Annotated in this window: 12 protein-coding genes; 3 read left to right on the top strand and 9 right to left on the bottom strand. The window is 71.9% G+C overall.

From position 1 onward, the window contains the following. Nucleotides 1–43 precede the first annotated feature (43 nt). Nucleotides 44–937, top strand: coding sequence for a zinc metalloprotease (locus tag ACA511_RS06665; RefSeq protein ID WP_375023158.1), 894 nt, complete (start codon nucleotides 44–46; stop codon nucleotides 935–937). A gap of 313 nt (nucleotides 938–1,250) precedes the next feature. Here ACA511_RS06665 and ACA511_RS06660 read toward each other — a convergent pair whose 3' ends face one another. Both ACA511_RS06660 and ACA511_RS06655 read right to left on the bottom strand, forming a co-directional pair. Continuing rightward, nucleotides 1,251–3,002 (bottom strand): GMC oxidoreductase, encoded by a 1,752-nt coding sequence (locus ACA511_RS06660; RefSeq protein WP_375023157.1) that lies wholly within the window; start codon nucleotides 3,000–3,002, stop codon nucleotides 1,251–1,253. Between the two features lie 9 nt (nucleotides 3,003–3,011). Further along, the gene (locus ACA511_RS06655) at nucleotides 3,012–4,592 is read right to left on the bottom strand and encodes a succinic semialdehyde dehydrogenase (protein ID WP_375023156.1); all 1,581 of its coding nucleotides are present in this window, start codon (nucleotides 4,590–4,592) and stop codon (nucleotides 3,012–3,014) included. Nucleotides 4,593–4,971: 379 nt separating this feature from the next. Between ACA511_RS06655 and ACA511_RS06650 the strand changes: the two genes are divergently transcribed. Next, nucleotides 4,972–5,610 carry a TetR/AcrR family transcriptional regulator gene (locus tag ACA511_RS06650; protein WP_375023155.1) on the top strand — a complete coding sequence of 213 codons (639 nt, stop codon included), beginning with the start codon at nucleotides 4,972–4,974 and terminating at the stop codon, nucleotides 5,608–5,610. Between the two features lie 350 nt (nucleotides 5,611–5,960). Here ACA511_RS06650 and ACA511_RS06645 read toward each other — a convergent pair whose 3' ends face one another. The 4 genes from ACA511_RS06645 to guaB all read right to left on the bottom strand — a co-directional run bounded on the left by ACA511_RS06645 (nucleotide 5,961) and on the right by guaB (nucleotide 11,238). After that, a complete protein-coding gene (locus tag ACA511_RS06645) occupies nucleotides 5,961–6,260 on the bottom strand; it encodes a DUF6191 domain-containing protein (protein WP_375023154.1) in 300 nt (99 codons plus the stop codon). Nucleotides 6,261–6,407: 147 nt separating this feature from the next. Continuing rightward, nucleotides 6,408–8,147: a glycerol-3-phosphate dehydrogenase gene (gene glpD, locus ACA511_RS06640; RefSeq protein WP_375023153.1), complete on the bottom strand. Its 1,740-nt coding sequence runs from the start codon at nucleotides 8,145–8,147 to the stop codon at nucleotides 6,408–6,410. Nucleotides 8,148–8,328: 181 nt separating this feature from the next. Then, nucleotides 8,329–9,444, bottom strand: coding sequence for a GuaB3 family IMP dehydrogenase-related protein (locus ACA511_RS06635; protein ID WP_375024692.1), 1,116 nt, complete (start codon nucleotides 9,442–9,444; stop codon nucleotides 8,329–8,331). A gap of 297 nt (nucleotides 9,445–9,741) precedes the next feature. Continuing rightward, entirely contained in the window at nucleotides 9,742–11,238 is a 1,497-nt protein-coding gene (gene guaB, locus ACA511_RS06630) for an IMP dehydrogenase (RefSeq protein WP_375023152.1), read from the bottom strand. A gap of 243 nt (nucleotides 11,239–11,481) precedes the next feature. On the opposite strand from guaB, the gene ACA511_RS06625 reads away from it, so the two are divergent. Then, entirely contained in the window at nucleotides 11,482–11,871 is a 390-nt protein-coding gene (locus ACA511_RS06625; protein WP_375023151.1) for a DUF5319 domain-containing protein, read from the top strand. 7 nt (nucleotides 11,872–11,878) lie between these two features. On the opposite strand, the gene ACA511_RS06620 is transcribed toward ACA511_RS06625, so the two are convergent. The 3 genes from ACA511_RS06620 to groL form a co-directional block, all read right to left on the bottom strand. After that, nucleotides 11,879–12,652: a hypothetical protein gene (locus ACA511_RS06620; protein ID WP_375023150.1), complete on the bottom strand. Its 774-nt coding sequence runs from the start codon at nucleotides 12,650–12,652 to the stop codon at nucleotides 11,879–11,881. Continuing rightward, nucleotides 12,649–13,308, bottom strand: coding sequence for a sigma-70 family RNA polymerase sigma factor (locus ACA511_RS06615; RefSeq protein WP_375024691.1), 660 nt, complete (start codon nucleotides 13,306–13,308; stop codon nucleotides 12,649–12,651). Before ACA511_RS06615 ends, ACA511_RS06620 begins: the two co-directional genes overlap by 4 nt. A gap of 338 nt (nucleotides 13,309–13,646) precedes the next feature. Beyond that, entirely contained in the window at nucleotides 13,647–15,272 is a 1,626-nt protein-coding gene (gene groL, locus ACA511_RS06610; RefSeq protein WP_375023149.1) for a chaperonin GroEL, read from the bottom strand. Between the last annotated feature and the right edge of the window lie 85 nt (nucleotides 15,273–15,357).

Below are 15,357 nucleotides of genomic sequence, written 5' to 3'. Positions count from 1 at the left end.
CCAGCGCGCGCTCCCCCGCTCGCGCCGCCCCCCAAGGAGTTCCATGAAACGCGCCGGAATCGCCACCGTCCTCGGCTTGGCCGCCGCCTTCACGGCGTACGCGCCCGCCGCCCCCGCCACCCTCGCCGCACCGTCCACCCCGGCCGCCCAGTGCGCCGACCAGCCCGTCCAGGCCCGCGTGCGCGCCGGCGCCCAGGTCACCGAACGGAACCAGCCCAGCGCGGCCAAGGTCGCCGCGATGGAGAAGGACTTCCACAACCGCGTCAGCAAGCTCAAGACGACGCGCACGGCCGCGGCCATGACGGTCAGAGTGCACTTCCAGGTCGTCTACGGCAGCGCCGGCAACGTCTCCGACACGGTGCTGCAGCAGCAACTCAACGTCCTCAACGACGCCTACGCCGACAGCGGCGTCACGTTCACCCTGTCGGAGATCAAGCGGACGCAGAACGCGTCCTGGTTCTCCGACCCCGAGGGCTACGAGAGCCAGATGAAGAGCGCCCTGCACACGGGGAACGCACAGGACCTCAACATCTACACCGCCGACCTGGGCAACAGCCTTCTCGGCTGGGCCACGTTCCCGAGCAGCTACAGCTCCCAGCCCGCGATGGACGGCGTCGTCATCCACTACCAGAGCCTGCCGGGCGGCGCTCTGGGCGACTACAACGAAGGCGACACCGCCACCCACGAGGTGGGCCACTGGATGGGCCTCTACCACACGTTCCAGGGCGGCTGCGGCAGCCAGGGCGACAGCGTCTCCGACACCCCCGCCGAGCAGAGCCCCGCCTCGGGCTGCCCCACCGGCCGCGACACCTGCTCCGCCCCGGGGGCCGACCCCATCCACAACTTCATGGACTACAGCTACGACTCGTGCATGTACGAGTTCACCCCGGGCCAGGCAGCGCGCATGCAGTCCCAATGGGCCGCCTACCGCGCCTGACCTGAACGTCCGTCCGTACGCCGAGCCCACCGCGGCCCCCGCCGCGGTGGGCTCGCCGCGCTATTCAGGCCAGGTCGTTTCCGCGCACGACGCCCAGATCGTGGCATCTGGTGCGCCAGGCCCGGACCTCGGCGGCTTATCCACAGAATCGCGTTCTATTTCCACGGCGCGCACGCCGGCCCGACGATGGAACAAGTCGGCCCGTCCGGGCGGAAGGGCGGGCCGACCGGGCAGACGAGGGGCCCATCCGCGATGTGCGTCCGAAGGCCGCGGCCCCTCACTTCACTCCAGCATCCGGTCGGGGGCAGATGTGTCAGGTTATGTCGACGATGGGGAGTCTCAGGGCCGCAGGAGCCTCGGCCGGGACGGCCGGGTTCTTCGGCGCGACGGGGGCGACGCGGCGGTACCGGGCGCCGAGGGCCGGGCGCGGGTCGTCCTCGGCGCGGTTCGGCCAGAACGACATGGCGCGTTCGGCCTGCGCGGTGATGGTCAGGGACGGGTTGACGCCCAGGTTGGCCGACACGGCGGAGCCGTCCACGATGTGCAGGCCCGGGTGCCCGTAGACACGATGGTAGGCGTCGATCACCCCGGTGCCGGCGGAGTCCCCGATGGCGCAGCCGCCGAGGAAGTGGGCCGTCATCGGCACGTCGAACAGGTCGCCCCAGGTGCCGCCGGCGATGCCGCCGATCTCCTCGGCGATCCGGCGGGTGGCCTCGTGCCCTTCCGGGATCCAGGTCGGGTTCGGCTCGCCGTGCCCGGCCGCCGCGCGGACGTCCCAGCCGAACGGGCCCTTCTTCGGGCGCAGCGTGATCGAGTTGTCGCGGGTCTGCATGACCAGCGCGATGACCGTCCGCTCCGACCAGTGCCGGACGTCCAGCAACTGGACGACGTCGCGGGGGCGGCGCACCACCTCGCGGGCGAACTTCAGGATGCGGGGCCTGTGCCTCTCACCGGGCCGGTCCCCGTCGATGAGGAGGGTCTGCAGGCCGGCGAGGAGGTTGGAGCCCCGGCCGTAGCGGACGGGCTCGACATGCGTGTCGGGGGCGGGGTGGAACGACGAGGTGATCGCGACGCCCTCGGAGAAGTCGGCGCCCGGGCTGCCGTTGCGGCGGCCGCCGCCGAGGATCGCCTCGGAGTTCGTGCGGGTCAGGGCGCCGAGGCGTGCCGACAGGTGCGGGAGCGCCCCGGTCGTCCTGAGCTTGTGCAGGAGCTTCTGCGTCCCGTAGGTTCCGGCCGCGAAGACCACCTGGCCGCTGGTGAGCGTCTTGCGGTTGCGGCCGAACGAGCCGGTCCGGACGATGTCGACCTCGTACCCGCCGCCGGGCAGGGGCCTGACCGAGGTGACGCGGCTCAGCGGCATCACGCGGGCGCCGGCCTTCTCGGCGAGGTACAGGTAGTTCTCCGTGAGCATGTTCTTCGCGCCGTGGCGGCAGCCCACCATGCACTCGCCGCACTCAAGGCAGCCGCGCCGGCGCGGGCCCGCCCCGCCGAAGTACGGGTCGGCGCTCTCGATTCCGCCGCCGCGCCCGAAGTAGACGCCCACCGGGGTCTTGACGAACGTGTCGCCCTTGCCCATCCGGTCGGCGACCCGCTTCATGACCTTGTCGGCCTCGGTCGTCGTGGTGTTCTGGACAACGCCCAGCATCCGCTTGGCCTGCTCGTAGTAGGGCGCCAGCTCGTCCTGCCAGTCGGTGATGTGCGCCCACTGCCGGTCCTTGAAGAACGGCTCCGGCGGGACGTACAGGGTGTTGGCGTAGTTCAGCGAGCCGCCGCCTACGCCCGCACCGGCGAGCACCATCACACGGCTCGACTTCGCGCCGCGGATGAGGTGCATCCGCTGGATGCCGGTCAGGCCGAGCGCCGGCGCCCACAGGTACCGCCCGACGCGCCAGTTCGTCTTCGGCAGCTCCGGGTAGCGGGCCCCGGGCGCGCCCGACGGGTTCGTGTCGAAGCGGCGTCCCGCCTCGATCACCCCGACCCTGTAGCCCTTCTCGGTCAGCCGCAGCGCCGAGACGCTGCCGCCGAATCCCGACCCGACGACGAGCACGTCGAAGTCATGCTTCACGGACGATCCCTACTTGATGTGCAGCTTCTTCATCAGCTTGATGCCGTTCGCCATGAGGCCGGCGAACCTGTCGTAGGCGATGGAGCCCGGAGGTTCGAGGTCCATGAAGTGCTGGCTCGCGATGGTCTGCACCTCGGTGAACTTCAGCAGGCCCTCCGCCCCGTGGCGGCGCCCCACCCCGGACTGCTTCATCCCGCCCATCGGGGAGTCGTAGGACGCGTACGCGGCGCCGTAGCCGTCGTTGATGTTGACGGTCCCCGCCTGGATGCGGGCGGCGAGGCGGCGGCCCCGCGCCGGGTTCTTCGTCCAGACCGACGCGTTCAGCCCGTACGGGGTGTCGTTGGCGCGGGCGACGACCTCGTCCTCGTCCCGGTACTTGTAGACCGCGACGACGGGGCCGAACGTCTCGTTCGCGCACAGGTCCATGTCGCCGTTGACGTCCGCGAGGATCGTCGGCTCGTAGAACAGCGGGCCCACGTCGGGCCGGGCCTTGCCGCCGGCGAGGACGGTCGCGCCCTCCTTGACGGCCTGGTCGACGTGCCGGTTCACCGCCTCCAGCTGGCGCTGGTGGGTCAGCGAGCCCATCTCGGCGTCGAAGTCGAGGCCGGTGCCGAGCTTCATGCCCTTGACCAGCTCGGCGAACCGCGGGACGAAGCGGTCGTAGACGTCCTCGTGGACGTACATCCGCTCGATCGAGATGCACAGCTGACCGGCGTTGGTGAAGCACGCGCGGACGGCGCCGCGCGCGGTCCGCTCGACGTCGGCGTCCGGCAGGACGATCATCGGGTTCTTGCCGCCGAGCTCCAGCGAGTACGCGACGAGGCGCGACGCGACCTTCTCCGCGATCGCCTTGCCGCCGCGCGTCGACCCGGTGAACGAGACGTAGTCGGCGTTCTCCACCAGCGGGTCGCCGATCTCGGACGGCTCCCCGACGACGATCTGCCACAGGTCCTTGGGCAGCCCGAGCGAGACCAGCAGGTCCAGCACCCACAGGCTGGACAGGCACGTCTGGGTGTCCGGCTTGTGGATGACGGCATTGCCCGCCATCAGCGCGGGCGCGATGTCGCTGGCGCCCAGCGCGAAGGGGTAGTTCCAGGGGGCGATCAGCGCCACGACGCCCTTCGGGTGCCGCAGCTCGCGCACGCGCGTCAGGGCGGGCATCATGCCCTGCCGGCGCTTCGGCTTCAGCAGCTTCGGGGCCCGCCGGGCGTAGTACAGCGAGCACAGCGCCACGTCGAGGAACTCCTCCATGGCGTGACGGCGCGCCTTGCCGGTCTCCAGCTGGATGATGTCGAGGATCTCGTCGCGCCGGTCGACCAGCGCCTCGGTCAGCTTCAGGAACGGCTTGACCCGCTCCCCGGCCGGCAGTTCCGCCCAGGCCCGCTGCGCCGCCCTGGCGCGCTCGTAGGCTTTGCGGACGTCGTCGGCCTTGGAGATCGGAACGGTCGCGAGGGGCTCGCCGGTGAACGGGCTGGGGATCGTCGCGCTCTCGGCGCCGTCCGAGGCGACGTGGGAGGCCAGCCGGTCGATCAGGGTCTGGGGGAGCTCGTGCTCTGCCGCGCCTTTGGCAGGGACCGTGGGTGATGCCATGCAGGCAGGGTATGACCACCCGCCCATCTTTGGCTACCCGCAAGTAACGCGCTACATGCCGTGATATCCCCCACCTGATCACGCCGTACCCCGTCGCCGGATGACAACCGGAGGCCGAACGGAGCGTTCCAAGCGGGCCGGAATTGCGCAACTCGAAGACTGACCATGTCCGACCGGTGTATTCCGAAGGGCAGGAGAGAATCTCGGCGCGCGAACCGCCGTCCGACCGTCCGCTGCCGCTGTCGGGCCGGCGGGGGACGCGCGCCGCACACGGGAGGGACTGACGCACGCTCGATAACGGGGCCGCGCGTACCGCACAGGGAGGGGCCGGACGCGCACCCGCGGGGGACGCGCGTCTCGGACACGGAGGGAACAACGAATGAGGGACGCCCACGGGGACAATCGGCCCGAGGCCGCCACGAGGGGGGCCGGCGGCCCGCGGCCGCGCCGGGACCGGCGCGAGCAGACCCGCACCGCCCTGCTCACGGCCGCCGAACGCCTCTGGGCCGAGCGCGGCATCCACGGCGCCTCGCTCGACGACATCGCGGCCGCCGCCGGCCTCACCAAGGGCGCCGTCTACTCCAACTTCGCGGGCAAGACCGACCTGCTGCTCGCCCTGATGGAACGCATCACCAGCGACCGCACCGGCCCCGACGTCTGCGACGAGCTCCACGCCGCCGGAGAGGAAGCCGACCACACCGGCCGCTCCTCCCGCCACGACGCCGATGACGGCCCCCGCCGCCTCGCCCTGCTCCTCGTCGAGTTCTGGCTCTACGGCATGCGCGACTACGCCGCCGGCTGGCGCATCGCCGACTGGTACGCCGACCGCCGCGCCCAACTCGCCAGCGAACTAGACCCGGCGGACGGCATAGCCCCCGCCGACCGCGCCACCCTCACCATGGCCCTCGACGTCGGCCTGGCCTTCCAACACCTCCTGGACCCGGCCCGCGTCCCCGCCGACCTCTACAAAACCGGCAAATCCCTAATGCAAGCCCCCCACCCCAACCACCCCACCTAACCCACCCCTCCGGCCCCCTCCACACCGGCCACCGGGGGCCTCCGCCACACCCGCCCACAACCCGGAACGAAAGACCTACGGCCCCCGCACGACACCCCCGACACGGTCGGCGGGGGCCTTCGCCACGCCGCCACAAACCCGAAACGGAAGACCGCACACCAGCGCCACCCAGGCGCCCCACGAACCGGCCAGCGGGGCTCTGGCCATGCCCGCGCACAAAACCCGGCACGGAAGACCGCACACAAGCGCCACTCCGGCACCCCGCACCGGCAGACGGGGGCCTTGCCGCGCCCGTTCTTACGGACTACGTGGGGCGGCGGGGCATGGGTGTCGTTTTGGGGCGGGGGTCTTCAGGCTCGGTGTGGGGGGCGGTGGATTCGGGCGGTTCCGGTGGTGAGGTCGATGCGGGTGCGTGGGGGTGCGGCGTCGTTCTCCTCGTCCCGGAGCATGAGGGAGGAGTTGCGCTGGTCCTGCTGGTGGCGGTGCGTCCCGTGGAAGAAGGCGTCCAGTTCGCCGACCGCGATCGCCGAGACGGGGCGTCCCGCCTCGTCCCGCCGCCATGGCAGGCGGAATTTGCGGTGCGCCCACAGCCCCGCCCGGTCGAGGACGGCGAAAACCACCAGTCCGAGCACGAGACCGGGAATCGTCATGAAAGCAATCAAGGCCACGCTGCACCAACGAGCAAGCCCCATCAGCGGTTGCGGTCCGCCGCCATCGGGAGCCGGACGAGGCGGACCAGCGGCGCCACAGTGCCGTCAGGCGGGGGCCGTCAGGCGGGGGCCGTCAGGCGGGGGCCGTCAGGGAGTTGCGGTGGGGACGATGTCGGGGGCGCCTCGGCGGTGGGCGTCGGCTTCCTGGTCGCCGTCCTGGCTCTGGGAGGCGCGTTCGGCCTCCACGCGCTTGCGGTAGTACTCGATCTCGCGGTCGCGCTGCTTCTTGGACCACCCGAGGACGGGGGCGAGGAGGTCGGCGGCCTCCTGGGCGACGCCGACGCCGCGGTCCCAGGTTTCGATGGAGATGCGGGTCCGGCGGGCGAGGACGTCGTTGAGGTGCCGGGCGCCCTCGTGGGTGGCGGCGTAGACGACCTCGGCGCGGAGGTAGTCGTCGGCGCCGGTGAGGGGCTTGGCCAGGTCGGGCTTGTCGGAGACGAGTCCGAGCAGGTCGTCCACCAGAGTGCCGTAGCGGCGAAGGAGATGCTCGATGCGGGCGACGTGCAGGCCGGACCGGGACGCGAGGCGGTGGCGGGCGTTCCACATGGCCTGGAAGCCGTCGCCGCCGACGAGGGGGACGCGGTCCGTGCAGGATTCGGCGACCTTGCCGTCGAGGCCGTGGGCGACGGCGTCGATGGCGTCCTTGGCCATGACGCGGTAGGTCGTGTACTTGCCGCCGGCCACCAGGACCAGGCCCGGGACGGGGTGCGCCACGACGTGTTCGCGGGAGAGCTTGGACGTTTCCTCGGTCTCGCCGGTCAGCAGGGGGCGCAGTCCCGCGTAGACGCCCTCGACGTCGTCATGGGTCAGGGGGGTGTTCAGGACGGAGTTGACGTGGTCCAAGACGTAGTCGATATCGGCCTTGGACGCGGCAGGGTGCGCCCTGTCCAGGTCCCATGCGGTGTCGGTGGTGCCGATGATCCAGTGCCGGCCCCACGGAATCACGAAGAGGACCGACTTCTCGGTGCGAAGGATGATCCCGGTCGAGGAGTGGATGCGGTCCTTGGGGACGACGAGGTGAATGCCCTTCGACGACTTCACATGGATCTGGCCGCGTCCGCCGACGAGTTCCTGGATGTCGTCCGTCCACACGCCGGTGGCGTTCACCACCTGCTTCGCGCGCACCTCGCTGGTCGTGTTGCCCTCAAGGTCGCGGATGCGCAGGCCGGTGACGCGTTCCCCCTCGCGCAGGAAGCCGAGGCACTGGGTGCGGGACGCGATCTGCGCGCCGTACTCCGCGGCCGTCCGCAGCACGGTCATGACGTAGCGGGCGTCGTCGACCTGCGCGTCCCAGTACTGGATCGCGCCGGTGAAGGAGTCCTTGCGCAGGGACGGCGCGAGCCGCAGCGCGCCGCGCCGGGTCAGGTGCCGGTGGTGCGGGACGCCGCGGGTGCTGCCCATCTGGAGCGAGAGCAGGTCGTACAGGGCCACTCCGGCGCCGAAGTACGCGCGCTCCCACACGTGGTGCGTGGTCGGCAGCAGGAACGGGACGGGCCTCACCAGGTGCGGCGCGATCTGCTGGAGGAGCAGGCTGCGCTCCGTCAGCGCCTCCCGGACGAGGTCGAAGTTGTACTGCTCCAGGTAGCGCAGCCCGCCGTGGATCAGCTTGGACGAGCGCGACGACGTCCCGGACGCGTAGTCGCGCGCCTCGACCACCGCGACCGTCAGGCCCCGGGTGGCCGCGTCCAGCGCCGCGCCCGCGCCGACGATGCCGCCGCCCACGACGACGACGTCGAATTCCTCACGGGCCATGCGGTCGAGCGCCGCGGCCCGTTCGGCCGGGCCAAGCCGGGAGCTTCCAAGACCGGTCACCGGTGATGCCGTCATCGCGTATCCCCCCACAGCGGTTCGGTTTCCGACTACCTACCCAAGAGTAGGGACAGCACCACCATGGGAACGACCGACTTCCTCCGCAAACGTCCGGAGCCCGCGAGGCCCCTGGGAAGGCCGCCCCCGGACGCCTTCGGTTCCAGGCCCTCCGAGAGCCCGGACGACCGCGGGGGCCGGGTCAGTTGGTGAAGCGGCGGGGGGCCACCACGACCTGGACCCGCTGGAATTCCTTCAACTCCGTGTAACCGGAGGTCGCCATCGCGCGGCGCAGCGCCCCGATCAGGTTCATGGACCCGTCCGCGACATGGGACGGCCCGTGCAGGATCTGCTCCATCGTCCCGATCGTCCCGAGGTCGAGGCGGGTGCCGCGCGGGACGTCGCCGTGGTGCGCCTCGCTGCCCCAGTGGTAGCCGCGTCCGGGCGCCTCGGTGGAGCGGGCGAACGGGGAGCCGACCATCACGGCGTCGGAACCGCAGGCGAACGCCTTGGCGATGTCGCCGCTGTTGACCATGCCCCCGTCGGCGATGACGTGGACGTACCGTCCGCCCGACTCGTCCATGTAGTCGCGGCGGGCGGCGGCCACGTCGGCGACCGCGGTGGCCATCGGGACGGCGACGCCGAGGACGGTCCGCGTGGTGTGCCCGGAGCCGCCGCCGAACCCGACGAGGACGCCGGCGGCGCCGGTGCGCATCAGGTGCAGCGCGGCCGTGTAGGTGGAGCAGCCGCCGACGATCACTGGGACGTCGAGGTCGTAGATGAACTGCTTGAGGTTCAGCGGCTCGGCGCGCCCGGACACGTGCTCGGCCGACACCGTCGTCCCGCGGATGACGAACAGGTCGACGCCCGCGTCGATGACGGCCTTGTGGAACTGGGCGGTGCGCTGCGGCGACAGCCGCGCCGCGACGGTGACGCCCGCGTCCCGGACCTCCTCGATCCGGCGGCCGATCAGCTCGTCCTTGATCGGCTCGGTGTAGATCTCCTGGAGCCGCTGGGTCGCGCGCACGTCGTCCAGCGAGGCGATCTCGGCGAGGAGCGGCTCGGGGTTCTCGTAGCGCGTCCACAGCCCTTCGAGGTCGAGGACGGCGAGGCCGCCGAGCCGTCCGACGGCGATCGCGGTGGCCGGGCTGACGACGCTGTCCATCGGGGCGACGACCAGCGGCATCTCGAACCGGTAGGCGTCGATCTGCCAGGCGACGCTGACCTCCTCGGGGTCGCGCGTCCGGCGGGACGGCACGATGCCGATGTCGTCGAAGGCGTACGCCCGGCGGCCGCTCTTGCCCCGGCCGATCTCCACCTCAGCAGCCACTGCGCCCCTCTTCCTCGCCCGGCGCCGCGCCGGTCATCGTCCTGCTGCTGTTCCCGCCGACCGCGGGAACAGGCCCCGGAAGAGCTTACGTCAGCCCCCGCCGCGACCGAGACCTGGCCGGACGCGACCGCGCACCACACGAGAATTGCGCGCAGGACGCAGCCACGACCTGCGCAGCGGGACGTCCCGAAGACAGCGACCGGTGGACGCCAGCAAGCACACGCCGGACGCCGGACCGTGGCCGGTGGCCGGTGGAGGCGCCTGGGCGGTGGGTGGGGCGGTGGGTCAGCGGCCCTGGTAGTTGGGGGCCTCGACGGTCATCTGGATGTCGTGCGGGTGGCTTTCGCGGAGGCCGGCGACGCTGATGCGCATCAGCTGGCCGCGCTCCTGGAGCTCGGGGATCGAGCGCGTCCCGGCGTACCACATGGACTGGTGGAGGCCGCCGACGAGCTGGTGCGCGACGTTCGCGAGCGGGCCGCGGTAGGGGACCTGGCCCTCGACGCCCTCGGGGATCAGCTTCTCCTCGGCGGAGACGTCGGCCTGGGCGTAGCGGTCCTTGGAGTAGGAGGCGCCGCGCTCGCGGTTGCGCATCGCGCCGAGCGAGCCCATGCCGCGGTACGACTTGTACTGCTTGCCGTGGACGAAGATCAGCTCGCCGGGGGACTCCTCGACGCCGGCGAGCAGGCTGCCCAGCATGACCGTGTCGGCGCCCGCGACCAGCGCCTTGGCGATGTCGCCTGAGTACTGCACGCCGCCGTCCCCGATCACCGGGACGCCGGCGGCCTTCGCCGCGCGGGCCGCCTCGTAGATCGCGGTGATCTGCGGGACGCCGACGCCGGCGACGATGCGGGTGGTGCAGATCGAGCCGGGGCCGACCCCGACCTTGATCGCGTCGGCGCCCGCGTCCACCAGGACCTGGGCGCCGGCCTTGGTGGCGACGTTGCCGCCGACGACCTCGACCCCCGCGTTGCCCTTGATCGTGGCGATCGTGTCGGCGACGCCCTTGGAGTGGCCGTGCGCCGTGTCGACGATGATGACGTCGGTGCCGGCCTCGATCAGCGCGCGAGCGCGGCGGATCGCGTCCTCGCCGACGCCGACGGCCGCGGCGACGAGCAGCCGGCCGTCGCCGTCCTTCGTGGCGTCCGGGTACTGCTCGCTCTTGGTGAAGTCCTTGGTGGTGATGAGGCCCTTGAGCCGGCCGTCGGCGTCCACGAGCGGGAGCTTCTCGACCTTGTTGCCCGCCAGCAGCCGGAACGCGTCGTCCCGCGACACGCCCACCGGCGCCGTGATCAGCGGCATCGGGGTCATGACCTCGCGCACCGAACGGGACAGGTCCGACTCGAAGCGCATGTCCCGGTTCGTCACGATGCCGACCAATACGCCGCGCACGTCGGTGACCGGCACGCCCGAGATCCGGTAGCGGGCGCACAGTTCCTCGACGTCGGCGAGCGTGGCGTCCGGCAGGCAGGTGACCGGGTTGGTGATCATCCCGGACTCGGACCGCTTGACGCGGTCGGCCTCCTCGGCCTGGTCGTCGATGGACATGTTCCGGTGCAGGACGCCGATCCCGCCCTGCCGCGCCATCGCGACCGCCGTCCGGGACTCGGTCACCGTGTCCATCGCCGCCGACAGGAGCGGGATCCGCAGCGAGATCTCGCGGGTCAGCCGGGTCGTGGTGTCGGCCTCGCCGGGCTGCAGGTCGGAGTAGCCCGGCAGCAGGAGCACGTCGTCGAAGGTCAGGCCCTGCGGGAGGAACTTGTCGGGCTCGGCGGCGGGGTTCATGACAACCTTCCCGTATTGGTCGCGGCATCGGGCCAGGTCACAGGGGACCCTGTTCCCATGGTAGGGCGTCCGCCGGCGGCGGGACGGGCTCTTGCGCACGGCGGGCACGTGGCCTTGGTGACATCGGGAAACACGCCGGGCGGCGCCTCGCATTCCCGGCGCCCGCGCACGCTTCGTGATTGTTCGCGCACAGAGGAGGCCGGGGGGTGCACCTTACGGGGCGTCCGGCAGTAGCGTGGGTGTGTGCACGACGACGCTCCGCTCGACCCGTTCGCCGGAGATCCGGAGGATCCGGCGGCGGCGCTGGGCGACCCCGGCGACGAGACCGCTCCGCTCAGCGTGACGGAGCGGGAGGACGTGCTGGCCGATCTCGCCGACCTCGAGGTGTTCCGCGCCCTGCTGGAGCCCCTCGGCGTGCGCGGCCTCACCGTCGACTGCGGAGACTGCGGCAAGCTCCACTACATCGACTGGGAACTCCTCCACGGCAACCTGCGCCACCTGCTGGACCAGGGGCTCCCCCGCGTCCACGAACCCGCCCTCTCCCCCGATCCCGTCGACTACGTGAGCTGGGAGTACGCCCGCGGCTACGTCGACGGCGTGATCGACAGCGAAGAGGGCCACGACGAGAACTAGGGCGGCGTCAGCCGTCCCAGTCGGGGTTCTCGTAGCGGTTGGCCCGTTTCTGGGCTTCGCGGCGCAACGCGTCCAGGCGGCGGAGCGCGTCGTCGTCCGGCCGGGCGTCGGGGCGGGCGGACGGCGTCTTCCGCGTGATCCCGGTGGGGACGTCCGGGCGGTCGCGGCGGTCCCGGGGCGGGAGCAGGTGCGCGAGGCGGCGCTTGAGTCGTCCGATGTCCTCGCGCTCGAGGTCGCGGGACGGCCTCCGCGCCGCGGGCTCCTGCGCCGGGCGGACGGACGAGCCCGGACGGTCGTGCGTCCCGGCGTCGACGTCGGCGGGCACGCGGCCGCCCGGCGGGCCGGACGTCCCGGACGAGCTCGGGGCCCGCGCGGCGGAGGTGCGGTCGACCGCTCCGCCGCCCGCCGCCGCGACTCCCGTGCTGGCGAGGACCGCACCCGCCACGCCCAGGGCGACGATGGTGCGCGGCCCGCGGCGGCGCGGGCCGGGGCCGGGGCCGGGCGGAGCGGGGCCGGCGGCCTGGTCGTCCACGTCGGTGATCAGCGCGCGCAGCAGCCGCGCGGCGGGGTCGGCGTCGTCGGCGGGGCGTGCGCCCGCCCCGGGCACGCGCCGCGCCGCCAGCGACTCGACGAGGGCGTCCGTCGCACGGACCGCGGCGAGGTCCGCCGCGGGCAGGGCGGACGGCGGCCGGGCCGCCGGTGCCGTGGCGTCACCGGAGTGCGAGGGCTCGGCCGGATTCGGGGCGCCCCCGACGCCGGTGAGGGGGCCTCGCTCCGTCAAGCGATCGACTCCTCTCTGGCCATCGCGCGGAGCCGGGTGAGGGCCCGGTGCTGCGCGACCCGCACCGCGCCCGCGGACATGCCGAGGACGTTGCCGGTCTCCTCGGCCGACAGTCCCGCGACGACCCGCAGCAGCACCAGCTCGCGCTGGTGTTCGGGCAGCCGGGTCAGCAGGTCGCGGGCGCGCTGGGCCTCGATGTAGCGGACCACCGTCTCCTCGGGGCCGGGACGGTCGTCGGGACCGTCCGGCAGGTCCTCGGTGGGGACGGCCGCGCGGACCGCGCTGCGCAGCGCGTCCGCGATCTTGTGCGAGGCGATGCCGAAGACGAAGGAGGCGAAGGGGCGGCCCATGTCGCGGTAGCGGGGCAGGGCCGACAGGACGGCGATGCAGACCTCCTGGGCCACGTCGTCGGCGATGTGGTACTGCCCGGAGACCCGGCCGAGCCGGGCCCGGCAGTACCGGACGATCATGGGGCGCACCTCGGCGATGAGAACCTCGATGGCGCCCGGATCGCCCTGGACGGCGAGGTTCGTCAGCTCCCTGAGGTCGCCGTCGCCGGCGTGCGCCGCGCGCAGCGCCCGTGCCGTCCCGCGGCCGGTGTCGCGGGGCGGTGGAGGGGCGGGCCCTCCCGAGGGTTCGGCAGCGCGCGCGGTCATGGTCCCGGCGTAGCATCCCTCGGTCACGTCAAGCATGATGCCCAGCACCGCCGGGCGTGTCTGCCCCGTCGATTACAACGGAATGGTCACAGTGCTGGAGCGAACCTGGCATTACTACGCCACGCACTCATTCCGCTGCCCGGTGTCACGAAATCTTCACCACCACATAGAGCGATAAACAGCTCATTGCGCATCAAAAGACGATGAGTGCACCGACGAGGAGGTTTCGGGGGCTGGAAACAACGCGAACCCCCGGCCCGGATGGGCGGGGGTTCGCGGTGCGAAAGGACGGCCCCTCCGGCCGGGGCACGTGGTGCGGCGCCCCGGCCGGACAGAGGTCAGTGGCCGTGGCCGTGGCCGTGGCCGTGACCGCCGGCGGGCTCTTCGGCCTCTTCCGGCTTCTCGACGACGAGCGCCTCGGTGGTGAGGAGCATGCCCGCGATCGAGGCGGCGTTGGTGACCGCGGAGCGGGTCACCTTCACCGGGTCGATGACGCCCTGGCCGATCAGGTCGCCGTACTCGTCGGTCGCGGCGTTGTAGCCGTGACCGGCCTTCAGCTCGCGCACCTTGGAGACGACGACGTAGCCCTCCTGGCCGGCGTTCTCGGCGATCCAGCGCAGCGGCTCGTCCAGCGCGCGGCGGACGGCCTCCGCGCCGGTGGCCTCGTCTCCGGACAGGCCGAGGGCCTCGAAGCCCTCCTTGGCGACGTGCACCAGCGCGCTGCCGCCGCCGGACACGATGCCCTCCTCGATCGCCGCGCGGGTCGCCGAGATGGCGTCCTCGAGGCGGTGCTTCTTCTCCTTCAGCTCCACCTCGGTGGCGGCGCCGACGCGCAGCACGCAGACGCCGCCGGCCAGCTTGGCCAGCCGCTCCTGCAGCTTCTCGCGGTCCCAGTCGGAGTCGCTGTTCTCGATCTCGACCTTGATCTGGTTGATGCGCGCGTTGATCTCGTCCGCGGCGCCCTCACCGTCGACGACCGTGGTGGCGTCCTTGGTGACGGTGATGCGGCGGGCGCGGCCGAGGTCCTCGATGCCGATCGAGTCGAGCTTGAGGCCGATGGCCTCGGACACGACCTGGCCGCCGGTGAGGGTGGCCATGTCGCCCAGCATCGCCTTGCGGCGGTCGCCGAAGCCGGGGGCCTTCACGGCCACCGACAGGAACGTGCCGCGGATCTTGTTGGCGACGAGCAGCGCCAGGGCCTCGCCCTCGACGTCCTCGGCCACGACGAGCAGCGGCTTCTTGGTCTGCGCGACCTTCTCGGCCAGCGGCAGGAACTCCTGCACGTTGGAGATCTTGCCGTCCACGATGAGGACGTAGGCGTCCTCGAGGACGGCCTCCATGCGCTCGTGGTCGGTGACCATGTGCGGCGACAGGTAGCCCTTGTCGAACTGGAGGCCCTCGGTGAACTCCAGTTCGAGGCCCATGGTGTGGGCCTCTTCGACGGTGATGACGCCGTCCTTGCCGACCTTCTCGAACGCCTCGGCGATGAGCTCGCCGATCTGCGCGTCCTGCGCGGAGATGGTCGCGACGTGCGCGATCTCGCCCTTCTCCTCGACCTCGCGGGCCGACTTGAGGAGCTGGTCGGACACGTACTGGGCGGCCGCGTCGATGCCGCGCTTCAGCGAGAGCGGGGACGCGCCGGCCGCCACGTTGCGGGTGCCCTCCCGGACCATCGCCTGCGCGAGCACGGTCGCCGTGGTGGTGCCGTCGCCCGCGATGTCGTTGGTCTTGGTCGCCACTTCCTTGGCGAGCTGGGCCCCGAGGTTCTCGTAGGGGTCCTCCAGCTCCACCTCGCGGGCGATGGTGACGCCGTCGTTGGTGATCGTCGGCGCGCCGAACTTCTTGTCGATGACGACGTTGCGGCCGCGCGGGCCGATCGTCACCTTGACGGCGTCCGCGAGAGCGTTGACGCCGCGCTCAAGAGCCCGGCGAGCGTCCTCCTCGAACTCCAGGATCTTCGCCATGCGGATACTCCTCTTTTACGCGATCCGCCCCGGCAGCCCCGCCGAAGGCGGCGCCGACCGGGGCGGGTGCATCACGTCTCGGTGA

Source organism: Actinomadura sp. GTD37 (assembly GCF_041951365.1).
GTDB lineage: Bacteria > Actinomycetota > Actinomycetes > Streptosporangiales > Streptosporangiaceae > Spirillospora.
Note: the sequence above shows the minus strand (reverse complement) of the source record. Positions and strands in the feature narration are given on the sequence as shown.